This is a genomic window from Brevundimonas sp. (assembly GCF_041911375.1).
In the GTDB taxonomy this organism is placed as follows: Bacteria; Pseudomonadota; Alphaproteobacteria; order Caulobacterales; family Caulobacteraceae; genus Brevundimonas.
This window is the reverse complement of sequence record NZ_JAYRPA010000069.1, coordinates 1-13,939: the sequence shown is the minus strand read 5'-3', so window position 1 is coordinate 13,939 and position 13,939 is coordinate 1. Positions and strand designations below refer to the sequence as shown.

Sequence of the window (13,939 nt, the reverse complement as noted above, 5' to 3'; positions counted from 1 at the left end):
GCAACCGCCGCGCAAGAAAAAGGGACGCTCAAGAGCGCCCCCTTCCCGTCTCTCCACCTCAGGCGGATCAGATCGGCAGAATGGCCGTGCCGAACGCGCGCTTCAGCTCATGCGCGGCGAAGGTCTGGGCCGCCATGGCGTCGGGCAGCACCATGGCCATGCCGAAGAACTCGTGCGTCGAGCCGTGGAAGGTCTTGTGCCGCACGTCCACGCCCGCCTGCTCCAGCTTCTCGGCCAGCAGCTCGCCCTCGCTCCGCAGCGGGTCGATCTCGGCGCAGATCACCGTCGACGAAGGCAGGCCGATCAGGTCGGCGTTCTCGACCAGGTTGATCCGCGGGTCCTGGGCGTCGCTCTCGTTCTCGAACGTGTGCTTCACGAACCATTGCATCATCGGCTTGTTCAGCGGCTTGGCCGTGGCGTTCTCGACATAGGAGGCGTTGTCCATGTCCACGCCCGCGACCGGATAGACCAGCACCTGATGGACCGGCGCCGGCAGGCCGGCGTCGCGCGCCATCAGCGAGACGCCGATGGCCAGGTTGCCGCCCGCGCTCTCGCCCATCACGGCCACCTTCTGCGGGTCGCCGTGGAAGCTCTGGGCGTTGTCCAGCACCCAGCGATAGGCCGCCAGGGCGTCCTCGTGGGCCGCAGGGAACTTGTGCTCGGGCGCCTGGCGATAGTGGACCGAGATCACGATCACGTCGGCCATCTTCGACACGCCGCGCGGGCCGCCGTCATAGACGTCCAGGTCGGCGATCACGAAGCCGCCGCCGTGGAAATAGACCACGACCGGGTGCAGCTTGTCCTCGGAATGGTCGTGCGGCTTGTAGATCCGCGCCTGGATCGGGCCGGCGGCGCCGGGAATGGTGATGTCGGTGATCTTGACGCCCAGATCATCGGCCTTCGGATCCTTGCCGGCCTTGCGGAGCAGCGAATGGACCGCGTCGGTCGGGGTCGGCTGCTGGCGGGCTTCCTGGGGCGACAGGGTCTCGATCGGTTTGGGGTTCAGCGACGCGAATTCGTCCAGCACCTTCTGCATGGGCGCATCGGGCTTGGCGGGGCGGGTGCGCGGCTTGTCGGACTCGCCGAAGAGCTTGTCTATAATGGACATTTTGAAATTCCTGAGGATGTCGGGGCGTCCGGTGCAAAATCCCCGACACGCCGCCTTGTTCCGCGCCGCTTGACTTGCAGCCAGAGTCGAGGCCTTAGCTCGAACGCTCTCGCGGGAGAGATCGGCGCCGGGAAACCGGGGTCGACGCCGAAGGCGCAACCGCCCCGGAAACGCTCAGGCAAACGGACCGCGACGGCGCACGGACGCTGGAAAGTCGCCCTTCATGGGCGCGCCGACGGAGCAAGACGCCTTACTTCCGGCGTCGGAATCTCTCAGGCTTCAGGACAGCGGGGGCGCGAGGACGGCGGAGCTCCGCCACAACACGCGACCGCGAAAGCCTGAACCATGACCGAACAGACCCTGAAGACCACGCCCCTGAACGCCGCGCACCGCGCGCTGGGGGCCCGTATGGTGGGCTTCGGCGGCTATGACATGCCGGTCCAGTATGAAGGCGTCCTGGCCGAACACCGCTGGACCCGCGAACACGCCGGCCTGTTCGACGTGTCGCACATGGGCCAGTGCAAGATCACCGGAGCCGACGCCACGGCCCAGTTCGAGCGTTTCGTGCCCGGCGACTATGCGATCCTGAAGGCGGGCAAGCAGAAGTATTCGCTGCTGCTGAACGACAACGGCGGGATCATCGACGACCTGATGGCCGGCCGCCCCGACCACGACGGCCTGTTCGTCGTCGTCAACGCCGGCAACAAGGACGAGGACTTCGCCTTCTGGCAGGCGAACCTGCAGGGCGACGCCAAGCTGACCGTGCTGGACCGCGCCCTGATCGCCATCCAGGGCCCCGAGGCCGCCGAAGTCATGAAGGCGCACGAGCCGATCCTGGCCGAGATGGGCTTCATGGAATGCGCGCGCCTGATCCTGTTCGGCGTCGACTGCTACGTCTCGCGGTCGGGCTACACCGGCGAAGACGGCTATGAGATTTCGGTCCCGGCCGACCAGGCCGAGCGTGTCTGGAACACCCTGCTGGAGGACGCCCGCGTCAAGCCGATCGGCCTGGGCGCCCGCGATTCCCTGCGTCTCGAGGCCGGCCTGCCGCTGCACGGCCACGACATCGATCCGACCACCAGCCCCGCCGAGGGCGCCCTGACCTTCGCCCTGTCCAAGTCGAGGAAGGAGCGGGCCGATTTCGCCGGCGCCGACCGGATCCTGAAAGAACTGGCTGAGGGACCGTCGCGCGTCCGCGTGGGCCTGATCGTCAAGGAAGGCGCCCCGGCCCGCGAAGGCGCCGAGATCGCCGACGCCGACGGAAACATCATCGGCAAGGTCACCTCTGGCGGCCCCTCCCCCTCCCTCGGCAGGAACATCGCCATGGGCTACGTCCCGCCGGCCTTCGCCGCGCTGGGAACCGAGCTGAAGGTCATCGTGCGCGGCAAGCCCGCCGCCGCCGAAGTCGTCGCCATGCCCTTCGTGGCGCAACGCTATTACCGCAAACCCAAGACCGCCTGACGGCGTCGGAGACAAGCAATGAAGTTCACCAAGGATCACGAGTGGGTCAGCCTGGACGGCGACATCGCCACCGTCGGCATCTCCAAGCACGCCGCCGACGCCCTGGGCGACGTGGTGTTCGTGGAAGTGCCTGAAGTCGGCAAGACCGTCTCAAAGGGCGACAGCTTCGCCGTGGTCGAGAGCGTCAAGGCCGCCTCCGACGTCTACGCCCCCGTCTCGGGCGAAGTGGTCGAGGCCAACGACGCCCTGTCGACCGCCCCGGAAACGGTCAACTCGGCGCCGGAAGCCGACGGCTGGTTCGCCAAGATCAAGGTCTCGGACGCCTCGCAACTGGACGCCCTGATGGACCAGACGGCCTACGACGCCTTCCTCGCCACCCTCTAAGCCTCGCTTTGGGCCCCCTGACCAGAAGTCAGGGGGTCTTCGGCCTTTCATGGCCCAGGACAAGACCATGCGTTACCTCCCCCTGACGCCCGACGACCGCACGGCGATGCTCGCCGCCATCGGCGCCAAATCCATCGACGATCTGTTCGTTGACGTGCCCCAGGCTGCGCGCCTGGACGGCCCCGTGGACCTGTCGCGCGTGGCGGGCGAGCTGGAGGTCGAGCGCGCCCTGTCCGCCATGGCGGCCAAGAACGCCACCGCCGGCGCCACCCCCTTCTTCTGCGGCGCGGGCGCCTACAAGCACCACGTCCCGGCGACGGTGGATCACATCATCCAGCGGTCGGAGTTCCTGACCAGCTACACGCCGTACCAGCCGGAAATCGCGCAAGGCACGCTGCAGTATCTGTACGAGTTCCAGACCCAGGTCGCGAACCTGACCGGCATGCCGGTCGCCAACGCCAGCCTCTATGACGGCTCGACCGCCATGGCCGAGGGCGTGCTGATGGCGACCCGCGTGACCCGCCGCAACAAGGCGGTGATCTCGGGCGGGGTGCACCCCCACTACGTCAAGGCGACCGAGACTGTGGTCCACGCCGTCGGCGTCGAGACCCAGGTCCTGGCCCCGGCCTTCGACGCCGAGGCCGCCGTCATCGACCAGATCGGTCCCGACACCGCCTGCGTCGTCGTCCAGACGCCCAACGTCTTCGGCACGGCGACCGACGTGACCAAGATCGCTGAGGCGGCCCACGCCGCCGGCGCCCTGCTGATCGTCGTGGTCACCGAGGCCGTGTCGATGGGCCTGCTCAAGTCGCCGGGCGAAATGGGCGCCGACATCGTCGCGGCCGAGGGCCAGTCGATCGGCAACGCCCTGAACTTCGGCGGCCCCTATGTCGGCCTGTTCGCCACGCGCGAGAAGCTGATCCGCCAGATGCCCGGCCGCCTGACCGGCGAGACGGTGGACGCCGACGGCGAGCGCGGCTTCGTCCTGACCCTGTCCACGCGCGAGCAGCACATCCGCCGCGACAAGGCCACGTCGAACATCTGCACCAACTCGGGTCTCTGCACCCTGGCCTTCACCATCCACATGAGCCTGCTGGGCGAGACGGGGCTGCGGAAGCTGGCCCTGCTGAACCATGAGAAGGCGGTGGCGACGCGCGACGCCCTGGCGGCCATCCCCGGCGTCGAAATCCTGACCCCGCGCTTCTTCAACGAGTTCGCGGTCCGGCTGCCCAAGAACGCGGCCCAGGTGGTCGACACCCTGGCCGGCCATCACATCCTGGCGGGCGTGCCCTACAGCCGCCTTGCCCCCGACGCCGGCATGGACGACGTCCTGCTGGTCGCCGCGACCGAAACCACCCTGGACCACGACATCAAGCTCCTGGCGGCCTCGCTCGCCAAGGTGCTGGCGGCCTGAGCGGGAGACAGACCATGAGCACCATGAACACCGTCGGCCGCCCGACCGCCCCGAACCAGGTTTCCGAAAAGCCCGCCACCCTGACCGGCGGCCGCGGCCTGCTGCAGAACGAAGCCCTGATCTTCGAGGGCGACGGCTGGGGCAAGACCGGGGTCGACCTGCCGGAACCCAAGACCGATGCGTCCGACCTAGGCGACCTGGTCCGCAAGGATCCGATCGGCCTGCCCGGCCTGTCGGAGCCCGAGGCCATGCGCCACTACGTCCGCCTGTCGCAGAAGAACCACGCCATCGACCTGGCCATCTATCCGCTGGGCTCGTGCACGATGAAGCACAACCCGCGCCTGAACGAGAAGATGGCGCGCCTGCCGGGCTTCTCCGACATCCACCCGCTGCAGCCGCAATCGACGGTCCAGGGCGCGCTGGAGCTGATGGACACCCTGGCCCACTGGCTGAAGACCCTGACCGGCATGCCCGCGGTCGCCTTGTCTCCCAAGGCGGGCGCCCACGGCGAACTGTGCGGCCTGATGGCCATCCGCGCCGCGCATGAGGCCAAGGGCGAGCATGAGCAGCGCCGCAAGGTGCTGGTGCCGACCTCGGCCCACGGCACCAACCCCGCCACCGCCGCCTTCGTCGGCTATTCGGTGGTCGAGGTGGCCCAGACCGACGACGGCCGCGTGGACGTGGCCGACTTGGCCGCCAAGCTGGGCCCGGACGTCGCCGCCATCATGGTGACCAACCCGAACACCTGCGGCCTGTTCGAGCGCGACATCCTGGAGATCAGCCGCCTGACGCACGAGGCGGGCGCCTACTTCTACTGCGACGGCGCCAACTTCAACGCCATCGTCGGCCGGGTGCGCCCCGGCGATCTCGGCGTCGACGCCATGCACATCAACCTGCACAAGACCTTCTCGACGCCCCACGGCGGCGGCGGTCCGGGCGCAGGTCCGGTGGTGCTGTCAGAAGCCCTGGCCCCCTTCGCTCCGGCCCCGTGGGTCGTGCACGACGATGGCGGCTATCGCCTGGTCGAGCGCGAGGAAGACGAGGCCGCCCAGGCCTTCGGCCGTCTCTGCGCCTTCCAGGGCCAGATGGGCATGTACGTCCGCGCCCTCAGCTACATGATGAGCCACGGCTCGGACGGCCTGCGTCAGGTCGCGGAGGACGCGGTCCTGAACGCCAACTACATCAAGGCCCGCCTGTCGGACCTGATGAGCCCGGCCTTCCCCGACGGCCCCTGCATGCACGAGGCCCTGTTCGACGACGAATGGCTGAAGGGCACGGACATCACCACGCTCGACTTCGCCAAGGCGATGATCGACGAGGGCTTCCACCCGATGACCATGTACTTCCCGCTGGTCGTCCACGGCGCCATGCTGATCGAGCCGACGGAAACCGAGTCCAAGGCCGAGCTGGACCGCTTCATCCACGCCATGCGCCTGTTGGCCGAAGCCGCGAAGGCCGGCGACGTCGACCGCTTCAAGGGCGCGCCCTTCCACGCTCCGATGCGCCGCCTGGACGAGACCCGCGCCGCCCGCTCGCCGGTGCTGCGCTGGAGCGCCCCCGAAGGCTCGAACCAGGCCGCCTGAGCGGCCACACACCCTGAGCAGCGGACGGCCTGTGGCGGAGACGTCACAGGCCGTTTGCATATCGACATCATGACCAAAGCTTCACGCTGCGGACACGCATCGGCCATCGACGCAGCGCGTTGATAGGGCTGTGGCGCGGTCGTCACGGCCGCCGATTCCTTTCCCGACGAGGGATCGCGCGACCGCGACGGCCGTTGTCCAAGAGCCCTCTCCTTCCCATCTCCACGAGTTCAGTGACCTACGCTTCCCTCCCCCTCGTCCAGCCTTCCCAACCGCGCAGCCGACTGCTGCGCGCGATGAAGCGTTGGGCGCTGATGAGCGGCGGGCTGCTGGTCGTGCTGCTGGGAATCCTGATCGCCCCCCTGCCGGGCCCGGGCGGCATCCCGGTCATCGCGGTCGGCCTGATGCTGATCCTGCGCAGCTCGTTCTGGGCCAAGCGCCAGTTCATCCGGGCCCAATATGCGCGACCGAAGTGGGTCTATCCCTTCCGTCGCCTCATGCGACGCAATCCCGAGATCGCGCCGGTCTTCTGGCAGCAGGCGCTTCGCGCCGAGAAGATGGTGCTGCGTCGCCGCCGCCGTCTTGTGCGGGTGCGAAAGCGTCTTCGGCGTTCTTTCCGCAAGATTTTCCGCCGCAGCTGACCAAGTTTCGCGTTCGCATTGCTGCGTTCGCTAAGCACAGGAAGTTGAACGCCGCCCTCCCCGCAGAGGCGTATCCTGTCCTCGCGTTATCAGAGAACCGAAACAGGCGTTGGGAGGCGCTAAGGTCATGATGTCACGCGTACAAAAAGGTCTCGTCGCCGGCGTCTTCGCCACGGTCGCGGCCTCCTTGCTTGAAATCCCGAACATGTTCCTGAACTGGTTCGATCCCTTCCAGGGGGTCATCGCCAGCATCATCGGCATGCCGGGCAACCTGGCCGTCGGCTGGGGGATCCACCTCGTCAGCGGCGTCCTCATATTGGGCCCGCTGTTCGGCTACCTCTGCCCGCGTCTGCCGACGGACACGCCCGAAACCAAGGGCATCGTCTTCGCCGTCGGGGCCTGGGTCGTGATGATGCTCGGCGTCTTCATGCTGGGCGATTACCGAACCTTCTCCAGCGGCGCGGGCTTCGGCACCGTGGCCTGGCTGCTGATCACCCACGCGATTTTCGGCATCGTGCTGGGCAATGTCTACGCCCGTCTCACCGCGCGCGAGAAGCGTGGCGCGACCATCATCGGCGGCGCCCACGCCCACTGAGCGGCCCAACGGCGCAAGAAAAAGGCCCCCGACGTTCCCGTCGGGGGCCTTTGTCGTTTTATCCGGTCGGATCAGTTCAGTCGGTCGCCGATCTCGGCGATGGCCGCATCCAGCAGAGGGTCCTTGGCCTGAGCGGCCAGGCGGGCCGTCAGGATGTCCTCGGCGGCCTTGGCGGCCAGGTCCGCCGCGGCGGCCTTGACCTCGGCCGAAGCCTGAGCCTCGGCCTGGGCGATGCGGGTTTCGGCCATCTTCTGGCGACGCGCCAGCGTCTCTTCCAGCTTGGCCTTGGATTCGACTTCCAGGCGCCGGGCGTCGGCTTCCGCCTGGGCCATCATCTCGGCGGCCTGGGCCTCGGCTTCGGCCTTCTCCTTGCGGATCTGGGCCAGCAAGGCTTCGGCCTCGGCGCGCAGGCGGGCGGCCTCGTCCAGGTCCGCCTGGATCTTGGCGCCCTTGGCGTCCAGGGCGGCGCCGGCCATCTTGGGCACGCCGACAGCGATCAGGATGCCGAAGAAGATCAGCAGGCCCACGCCGACCCAGATCTCGGCGTTGGCCAGATCCCAGATGCCGTGTTCGAAGATCAGGTTCATCAGGCGGCTCCCTTGGCGGCGGCCAGCTCGGCGGCCGTCGCGGCCTTGCCGGTCAGGCGCTCGACCATGGCGCCGGCGGCGTCGGAGGCGATCGTCGACACGCTGGCCATGGCGGCGTCGCGGGTCTTGGCGATGGCCGTCTCGGCCTCGGCGATGCGGCCGTTCACGACCGCTTCTTCCGCGGCCTGGCGGGCGTTGGCCTCCTCGGTCACGCGGGCCTTGGCGGCCGCGGCCATGGCGCGGGCGTCGGCGCGAGCCTTGGCGACCTCGGCCTGGGCCTGGGCGGCCTGTTCGGCGGCTTCGGCCTGAACCTGACGCGCCGTGGCGACGGCCGTTGAAATGGTGTCGGCCCGCTCGTCCATCACCTTGCGCAGGCGCGGCGCGAAGACCTTGGAAACCAGCAGATACAGGAGGACGAACAGGATCAGCAGATAGCCGATCTGCCCCGCCCAGTGCTCGAACTGGAATTGCGGCAGGCCGCCCGAGCCGTGCTCGCCGGGCGTCGCCGTCTCGGCGTGCAGGTCCGCTTCGACCGAAGGCGGAACCGCGTCGATGGTGTGGGTGCTGGCCATGAACCGTCTACTGCAGGATCAGATGAAGCGGCGCGCGGGCGAACCCCGCGCGCCGGTATCGGCTGATATCAGCCGAAGATCATCAGGATGCCGAGCACGAAGGCCAGGATGCCCAGGGCTTCGGCGAGGGCGGCGCCCACGAACAGGTTGCCGACTTGGCCGGCGGCGGCCGACGGGTTGCGCAGGGCGCCGGCCAGGAACTGGCCGAAGATGTTGCCCACGCCCAGGGCCGAACCGATCATGCCCAGGGTGGCGAGACCAGCGCCGATGTACTTCGCGGCTTCAGCGTCCATGATTGTATTCCTAGATTAAAGTCGTTGGTGGTTGGGGTGAAGAGACTGGTCCGGCCCTTAGTGGGCGTGGTCCAGGTTGACCACATCGTTCAGATAGATGCAGGTCAGAACGGCGAACACGAAGGCCTGAAGGAAGGCCACCAGGAACTCCAGCGCGGTCAGGGCGACGACCATGCCCAGCGACAGGGCCGCGACCGGGAAGGCCAGCAGGCCGATGCCGCCGCCCAGGCCCAGGAGGCCCAGCGACACGACGAAGCCGGCGAAGATCTTCAGCGCCACGTGGCCGCCCAGCATGTTGCCGAACAGACGAAGCGCCAGGGTGATCGGCCGCAGCAGGAAGGAGACGAACTCGATCAGACCGACGACCGGGCGCAGCGCCAGCGGCGCGCCCATCGGCCAGAACAGCTTGAAGAAGCCCAGGCCGTTCTTGGCGAAGCCGACCACCAGCACCAGGCCGAAGGTGATCAGCGCGAAGGTTCCGGTGATGGCCAGCTGCGACGTCGCCGTGAAGGTCAGGAACAGACCCAGCAGGTTCATGCCCAGGATCAGCAGGAAGATCGTGAACACGAACGGGAAATACTTGCGGCCGTCGTGGCCGATGATCGAATTCGCCAGGTTGTCGATCAGGCCGAACACGCCTTCGCCGGCGGCCTGAAGACGCCCGGGCACCACCTGGGCGTTCGACGTCACCGCCGCCAGGAAGCCGACGATCGCGACGAAGGCCGCTGTCATGGCGATGTGCGAATTGGTGATCGCCAGGTCCACCGTGCCCAGCAGCGGCAGGGTCACGTCGGGAAGGTCCACGACCTTCTGGATCTGAAACTGATGAATCGGATCGGCCATAGAGCCTTATCGTTCCTCGTCTTCGCCGGCTTCGACGTAGGGCTCAGCCGGAGCCGAATTCCCTTGCGCCTTCGCCTGCGCCATCAGCCGGTTGGCCGTGCGGCGCGCCATGTAAATCGACAGGGCGAAGCCCAGAAGGACGCCGCCGATCAAACCCCACGGACGGGTCCCCAGGACCCAATCCACGATGAATCCGAACGCCAGTCCCACGAAGACGCCGCCGAGAAGTTCGGCGATGATCTTGTAGGCCTGCCCCGCCACTTGGTGGCCGGTCAGTTCGGCGGACTTCTCCGCCGTGGTCCGCGCCTCCAGTTCGGATGCGCTTTGTTGGAGGCGTTTGATCGCCTCTTCACGCGATTCCGTCATTGGGGACAGGGCCTGTGCGCTCAGCGCCCGAACGGTGCGTCCTGGCGGGTCTGAATTCGGCGCGGAAACTAATCGTGAGCGGCCGATAGGTCAAGGCGTCCCGATCGAGACCTAAGCCATTGTGGAAAATCAGTTTTCTTCATCCACAGCGTGGACGTGACGAAGCGTCGCTCTCCAATATGTGAGAATCTCCGCTCTTGTCCCCCGCAGGCCGATGGCAGGGCGACGCCGGAACGACTAGGTTGAGGCCATGAACGTCCACGTGCCTGCGCCGCATCCCGAACGCCGACCGCTCGCGGTGCGCCTGGCGACACCCCGCGGCTTCTGCGCAGGGGTCGACCGCGCCATTCAGATCGTCGAGCGCGCCATCGAGAAATACGGCGCCCCGGTCTATGTCCGCCACGAGATCGTGCACAACCGCCATGTCGTGGAGCGGCTGAAGGCCATGGGCGCGGTCTTCGTCAAGGAATTGGACGAATGCCCGGACGACCGCCCGGTCGTCTTCTCCGCTCACGGGGTCCCCAAGTCGGTGCCGGCCAACGCCAGGGCGCGCGAACTGCTGTTCCTGGACGCCACCTGCCCGCTGGTGTCCAAGGTCCACGTCGAGGCCGAGCGCCACCATGCGGCCGGGCGTCACATCATCCTGATCGGACACGCCGGCCACCCCGAGGTGATCGGCACCATGGGCCAGCTGCCCGAGGGCGCGATCAGCCTTGTGGAGACCGAGGCCGACGCCGAGACCTTCCAGCGTCCGGGCGATCAGCCGCTGGCCTATGCGACCCAGACGACCCTGTCGGTGGACGACACGGCCGGGATCCTGCGTGTGCTGAAGCGGCGATTCCCCGAGCTGCCGGACCCGCACAAGGAAGACATCTGCTACGCCACCACCAACCGCCAGGAGGCGGTTAAGACCCTGGGCGAGGGCTGCGAGCTGGTGCTGGTGGTGGGCTCCAGAAATTCATCCAACTCGGCCCGCCTGGTCGAGGTCGCCCTGCGCGCCGGCGCGCGCGACGCCCGGCTGGTCGACGACGCCTCCCAGGTCGACTGGTCTTGGTTCGACGGCGTGCGGACCGTGGGCGTCACGGCGGGCGCCTCGGCCCCCGAGCCGCTGATCGAGGCGCTGGTCGACGCCATCCGCGCGCGCTTCGACGCCACGGTGACCGAAGATGCGGGTGAGCGCGAGACCGTGACCTTCAAGCTGCCCCGGCTTCTGACCGCCTGACGGCCGCGGCCGGCGTCAGCGGTCGTCGTTGACGAAGTCCTGAGCGAACTCGGGCGTCTCATCCTCGAGCGGCAGGGTTCCGTCCTCGTCATCGGCTTCCGAGGCCCGCGTCGGGTCCGGCACCTCGAACCCCACCGGCAGCGACAGGTCCAGAAGCCCGGCCGCCTTCATCTCCTGCACGCCCGGCAGGTCGTACAGGGTCGCCAGGCCGAAATGCTCCAGGAAACGGTCGGTGGTGGCGTAGGTCACGGGCCGGCCCGGCGTGCGCCGCCGCCCGCGCAGCCGCACGAACCCCATCTCCAGCAGCAGGTCCAGCGTGCCCTTGGAGATGCTGACGCCGCGCACGCTCTCGATCTCGGCGCGGGTGACCGGTTGGTGGTAGGCGATGATGGCCAGGGTCTCCAGCGCGGCCCGGGACAGGCGGCGCGGCTCCTCCCGCTCCTCGGTCATCATGAAGGCGAGATCGGGCGCGGTGCGGAAGCGCCAGCGGTCCGCAACGCACTCCAGCTCCACTCCCCGCCCCTCATAGCGCGCCCGCAGCCCTGAGATGGCGCGCGCGACATTGGCGCCTTCGGGCAGTCGTCCCGCGATCTCGGCGGCGGTCAACGGGCCGGCGGCGGCGAACAGCAGCGCCTCGACCCGCCGCTCGATCTCTGTTTCGTCGGGTTGAAAGGACAGGTCGCTCATGGCGTCAACTCCAGCGGCTGTCCCCGCCCGCGCCGCTTCAGGTACAGGTCCGCGAAGGCCGCTGTCTGCCGGATGTCCATCGCCCCTTCCTTCACCAGCTCCAGGCTCGCCGACAGGGTCGAGGCCGTATAGCTGGCCTGGCTTGGCCCGTCCTCGTCCTGGCGGCTCGGCGCCACCTGCTCCAACGGCGTCCAGTCCGCCAGCTTCGGCATGACCTCGCGCAACCAGTCGCGCGCGGCTTCCAGCGGAAAGGCCTCGACCCGCTGGCCGGGCGCATAGCGCCGCGATTCCTCGCGCCGACGCTGCACCACATAGGCGCTCATCAGTTCGTACAGGCTGGTGTCGATCCGGTCGGAGGGCACGATGACGGTCGCCTCCGGGTCGCCGCGCGTGAAGACGTCGCGCTTCAGCTGCGGGCGGGCCATCAGGGTCTCGACGGCCTTCCTCATCGCTTCCAGCTTCTGCAACCTGAAGGCCAGGGCGGCGGCCATCTGCTCGGCCGGCGGCTCCTCGGGCTTGTCCTTCTCGGTGCGCGGCAACAACAGGCGCGACTTCAGATAGGCCAGCCAAGACGCCATGACGAGGTAGTCCGCCGCCAGGGCGAAGTTCCGCCGCCGCGCCTCGTGCACGAAGGCCAGATACTGTTCCGCCAGCTGGGTGATCGACAGCTTCAGCAGGTCGACCTTCTGGGTCCGCGCCAGCGCCAGCAGGACATGCAGCGGGCCTTCATAGCCGTCCAGGTCGACGACGAAGGCCTCGCGGTCCTCGACCTCGGCGACCGCCGCGAAATCCAGGTTCGGCTGGAAGGCTTCAGACATTACTCTGGCCTATCGCGCTTCGCGCTGCTTGAGGCTGACGGCCTGTCGCGCTTCACGCCTGCGCCTCACCGACGTCCGGCCCCCGCGCGGCTTCCATCCGACCGCCCATGGCTTGAAAGAAGCGGGCATGGGCGGCTGTGGCGTCCAGGGGCTCTGGCGTGCGCACGATCCGCGCCATCGCCGCTTCGGCCCGTCGCTTGGCCGCGCCCTTGAGCGGACCGACGCCCTCGGCGACCTGCCGCATCTCGTCCATCACGCCGTTCCAGTGGATGACGATGTCGCACCCCGCCTTCAGGGCCTTGTGCGCCCTTTGGGTCAGCGTGCCGGACAGGGCGTTCATCACCAGATCGTCCGACAGCAGCAAGCCGCCGAAACCCAGCCTCTCGCGGATCATGCGAATGGCCTTGCGGGACTGCGTGGCCGGCCGCTTGGGGTCGATGGCCGTGAAGACGATATGCGCCGTCATGCCGATCGGCATGTCCGACAGGCTCTTGAACGGCGCGAAGTCCCAGGCGTCCAGCGTGTCCAGATCCGCGTGAACGACCGGCAGATCCCTGTGGCTGTCGGCGAAGGCGCGGCCATGGCCCGGCATGTGCTTGATGACCGGCAGAACCCCGCCGGCCAGCAACCCTTCCGCCGCCGCCCGGCCCAGCTGCGCCACCGTTTCGGGATCGGCGCCGTAGGCGCGGTCGCCGATGATGTCGTGGGCCCCAGGCACCGGGGTGTCCAGGACCGGCGCGCAGTCGACGTTGATCCCGACCTCGCGCAGGTCATGCGCCATCAGCCGCGCGCCCAGCCGCACCAGTTCGCGCGCCGTCGACAGGTCGTTGGTCGCCTTCAGATAAGCGTCGCCCGGCGGATACTTCGGCCAGTGCGGCGGCCCCATGCGCTGCACCCGGCCTCCTTCCTGGTCGATCAGGATCGGCGCGTCCGCGTTCCCGATCGCGGCGCGCAGTTCGCTGGTCAGCGCCCGCACCTGATCCGGCGTGTCGATATTGCGCCGGAACAGGATGAAGCCCCACGGCCGCGTCTCGGCGAAGAAGGTCTTCTCCGCCTCCGTCAGCCGATGTCCGGCGCAGCCGTAGATCGCGGCCGAGGTCACCGGACGATGCAGTCGCGGCCCGCCGCCTTCAGCGCGTTGCAGAAAGCCACGGCCCGTTCCCGGCTCATGCCGGCGAAGGAAGTGCGGTACAGCGTCGAGCCGCCGGAGGTGGTCACTTCCGTCACCCGCTTCTGCGCGCCCGAGACGTACTGGCCGAAGCGGCCGGCCACGGCGGCGTATTCGCGGTCTGCGATCTCGGTCGAGGAGAAGGCGCCGATCTGGACCGAGGCGGCGCCTCCGGCGGCGGGCGGCGTCGTCGGCGT

The 13,939-nt window shown here is 68.2% G+C and carries 17 protein-coding genes and 1 riboswitch; of the genes, 7 read left to right on the top strand and 10 right to left on the bottom strand.

Annotation, left to right across the window (positions count from 1 at the left end):
* Positions 1–67: 67 nt before the first annotated feature.
* The gene (locus ACE3PU_RS11990; RefSeq protein WP_374390053.1) at positions 68–1,108 is read right to left on the bottom strand and encodes an alpha/beta hydrolase; all 1,041 of its coding nucleotides are present in this window, start codon (positions 1,106–1,108) and stop codon (positions 68–70) included.
* A 102-nt stretch (positions 1,109–1,210) separates the two neighbouring features.
* A riboswitch (glycine riboswitch) is annotated at positions 1,211–1,308 on the top strand.
* Positions 1,309–1,453: 145 nt separating this feature from the next.
* Here ACE3PU_RS11990 and gcvT point away from each other — a divergent pair.
* The 6 genes from gcvT to ACE3PU_RS11960 all read left to right on the top strand — a co-directional run bounded on the left by gcvT (position 1,454) and on the right by ACE3PU_RS11960 (position 7,186).
* Complete coding sequence (gene gcvT / locus ACE3PU_RS11985) at positions 1,454–2,569, top strand: glycine cleavage system aminomethyltransferase GcvT (RefSeq protein ID WP_374390051.1); 1,116 nt, start codon at positions 1,454–1,456, stop codon at positions 2,567–2,569.
* An 18-nt stretch (positions 2,570–2,587) separates the two neighbouring features.
* Positions 2,588–2,953 (top strand): glycine cleavage system protein GcvH, encoded by a 366-nt coding sequence (gene gcvH / locus ACE3PU_RS11980; RefSeq protein ID WP_374390049.1) that lies wholly within the window; start codon positions 2,588–2,590, stop codon positions 2,951–2,953.
* 67 nt (positions 2,954–3,020) lie between these two features.
* Positions 3,021–4,367 carry an aminomethyl-transferring glycine dehydrogenase subunit GcvPA gene (gene gcvPA / locus ACE3PU_RS11975; RefSeq protein ID WP_374390047.1) on the top strand — a complete coding sequence of 449 codons (1,347 nt, stop codon included), beginning with the start codon at positions 3,021–3,023 and terminating at the stop codon, positions 4,365–4,367.
* 14 nt (positions 4,368–4,381) lie between these two features.
* Positions 4,382–5,950, top strand: coding sequence for an aminomethyl-transferring glycine dehydrogenase subunit GcvPB (gcvPB, locus tag ACE3PU_RS11970; protein WP_374390044.1), 1,569 nt, complete (start codon positions 4,382–4,384; stop codon positions 5,948–5,950).
* 296 nt (positions 5,951–6,246) lie between these two features.
* Positions 6,247–6,591: a hypothetical protein gene (locus ACE3PU_RS11965; protein WP_374390042.1), complete on the top strand. Its 345-nt coding sequence runs from the start codon at positions 6,247–6,249 to the stop codon at positions 6,589–6,591.
* A gap of 130 nt (positions 6,592–6,721) precedes the next feature.
* A complete protein-coding gene (locus ACE3PU_RS11960; protein WP_374390040.1) occupies positions 6,722–7,186 on the top strand; it encodes a DUF6789 family protein in 465 nt (154 codons plus the stop codon).
* A gap of 71 nt (positions 7,187–7,257) precedes the next feature.
* Here ACE3PU_RS11960 and ACE3PU_RS11955 read toward each other — a convergent pair whose 3' ends face one another.
* From ACE3PU_RS11955 to ACE3PU_RS11935, 5 genes are all read right to left on the bottom strand, one after another.
* On the bottom strand, positions 7,258–7,773 hold the full coding sequence (locus ACE3PU_RS11955) for a F0F1 ATP synthase subunit B (RefSeq protein WP_374390038.1): 516 nt from the start codon (positions 7,771–7,773) through the stop codon (positions 7,258–7,260).
* Complete coding sequence (locus ACE3PU_RS11950) at positions 7,773–8,345, bottom strand: hypothetical protein (RefSeq protein ID WP_374390036.1); 573 nt, start codon at positions 8,343–8,345, stop codon at positions 7,773–7,775. Before ACE3PU_RS11950 ends, ACE3PU_RS11955 begins: the two co-directional genes overlap by 1 nt.
* 68 nt (positions 8,346–8,413) lie before the next feature.
* Entirely contained in the window at positions 8,414–8,638 is a 225-nt protein-coding gene (locus tag ACE3PU_RS11945) for a F0F1 ATP synthase subunit C (RefSeq protein ID WP_008261286.1), read from the bottom strand.
* Positions 8,639–8,695: 57 nt separating this feature from the next.
* Complete coding sequence (locus ACE3PU_RS11940) at positions 8,696–9,481, bottom strand: F0F1 ATP synthase subunit A (protein ID WP_374390034.1); 786 nt, start codon at positions 9,479–9,481, stop codon at positions 8,696–8,698.
* 6 nt (positions 9,482–9,487) lie between these two features.
* A complete protein-coding gene (locus ACE3PU_RS11935) occupies positions 9,488–9,847 on the bottom strand; it encodes an AtpZ/AtpI family protein (protein WP_374390032.1) in 360 nt (119 codons plus the stop codon).
* Positions 9,848–10,109: 262 nt separating this feature from the next.
* Here ACE3PU_RS11935 and ispH point away from each other — a divergent pair, with 262 nt between their 5' ends.
* Complete coding sequence (gene ispH, locus ACE3PU_RS11930) at positions 10,110–11,069, top strand: 4-hydroxy-3-methylbut-2-enyl diphosphate reductase (RefSeq protein WP_374390087.1); 960 nt, start codon at positions 10,110–10,112, stop codon at positions 11,067–11,069.
* 15 nt (positions 11,070–11,084) lie between these two features.
* Here the strand turns inward: ispH and scpB are convergent, their stop codons facing one another.
* The 4 genes from scpB to ACE3PU_RS11910 form a co-directional block, all read right to left on the bottom strand.
* The gene (gene scpB / locus ACE3PU_RS11925; protein ID WP_374390030.1) at positions 11,085–11,756 is read right to left on the bottom strand and encodes an SMC-Scp complex subunit ScpB; all 672 of its coding nucleotides are present in this window, start codon (positions 11,754–11,756) and stop codon (positions 11,085–11,087) included.
* Positions 11,753–12,574 (bottom strand): ScpA family protein, encoded by an 822-nt coding sequence (locus ACE3PU_RS11920; protein WP_374390028.1) that lies wholly within the window; start codon positions 12,572–12,574, stop codon positions 11,753–11,755. The genes scpB and ACE3PU_RS11920 overlap by 4 nt, the downstream gene beginning before the upstream one ends.
* A 52-nt stretch (positions 12,575–12,626) precedes the next feature.
* Positions 12,627–13,676: a beta-N-acetylhexosaminidase gene (gene nagZ, locus ACE3PU_RS11915; RefSeq protein WP_374390026.1), complete on the bottom strand. Its 1,050-nt coding sequence runs from the start codon at positions 13,674–13,676 to the stop codon at positions 12,627–12,629.
* Positions 13,673–13,939 (bottom strand): SPOR domain-containing protein (locus ACE3PU_RS11910; RefSeq protein WP_374390024.1); only part of this gene is annotated, 267 nt, incomplete at its 5' end. The genes nagZ and ACE3PU_RS11910, both read right to left, overlap by 4 nt.

What these genes read in the sequence shown, in the direction of transcription:
- ACE3PU_RS11990 (WP_374390053.1), bottom strand. Translation starts at nt 1,108, where the DNA reads ATGTCCATTATAGACAAGCTCTTCGGCGAGTCCGACAAGCCGCGCACC.
- gcvT (WP_374390051.1), top strand. Translation starts at nt 1,454, where the DNA reads ATGACCGAACAGACCCTGAAGACCACGCCCCTGAACGCCGCGCACCGC.
- gcvH (WP_374390049.1), top strand. Translation starts at nt 2,588, where the DNA reads ATGAAGTTCACCAAGGATCACGAGTGGGTCAGCCTGGACGGCGACATC.
- gcvPA (WP_374390047.1), top strand. Translation starts at nt 3,021, where the DNA reads ATGCGTTACCTCCCCCTGACGCCCGACGACCGCACGGCGATGCTCGCC.
- gcvPB (WP_374390044.1), top strand. Translation starts at nt 4,382, where the DNA reads ATGAGCACCATGAACACCGTCGGCCGCCCGACCGCCCCGAACCAGGTT.
- ACE3PU_RS11965 (WP_374390042.1), top strand. Translation starts at nt 6,247, where the DNA reads ATGAAGCGTTGGGCGCTGATGAGCGGCGGGCTGCTGGTCGTGCTGCTG.
- ACE3PU_RS11960 (WP_374390040.1), top strand. Translation starts at nt 6,722, where the DNA reads ATGTCACGCGTACAAAAAGGTCTCGTCGCCGGCGTCTTCGCCACGGTC.
- ACE3PU_RS11955 (WP_374390038.1), bottom strand. Translation starts at nt 7,773, where the DNA reads ATGAACCTGATCTTCGAACACGGCATCTGGGATCTGGCCAACGCCGAG.
- ACE3PU_RS11950 (WP_374390036.1), bottom strand. Translation starts at nt 8,345, where the DNA reads ATGGCCAGCACCCACACCATCGACGCGGTTCCGCCTTCGGTCGAAGCG.
- ACE3PU_RS11945 (WP_008261286.1), bottom strand. Translation starts at nt 8,638, where the DNA reads ATGGACGCTGAAGCCGCGAAGTACATCGGCGCTGGTCTCGCCACCCTG.
- ACE3PU_RS11940 (WP_374390034.1), bottom strand. Translation starts at nt 9,481, where the DNA reads ATGGCCGATCCGATTCATCAGTTTCAGATCCAGAAGGTCGTGGACCTT.
- ACE3PU_RS11935 (WP_374390032.1), bottom strand. Translation starts at nt 9,847, where the DNA reads ATGACGGAATCGCGTGAAGAGGCGATCAAACGCCTCCAACAAAGCGCA.
- scpB (WP_374390030.1), bottom strand. Translation starts at nt 11,756, where the DNA reads ATGAGCGACCTGTCCTTTCAACCCGACGAAACAGAGATCGAGCGGCGG.
- ACE3PU_RS11920 (WP_374390028.1), bottom strand. Translation starts at nt 12,574, where the DNA reads ATGTCTGAAGCCTTCCAGCCGAACCTGGATTTCGCGGCGGTCGCCGAG.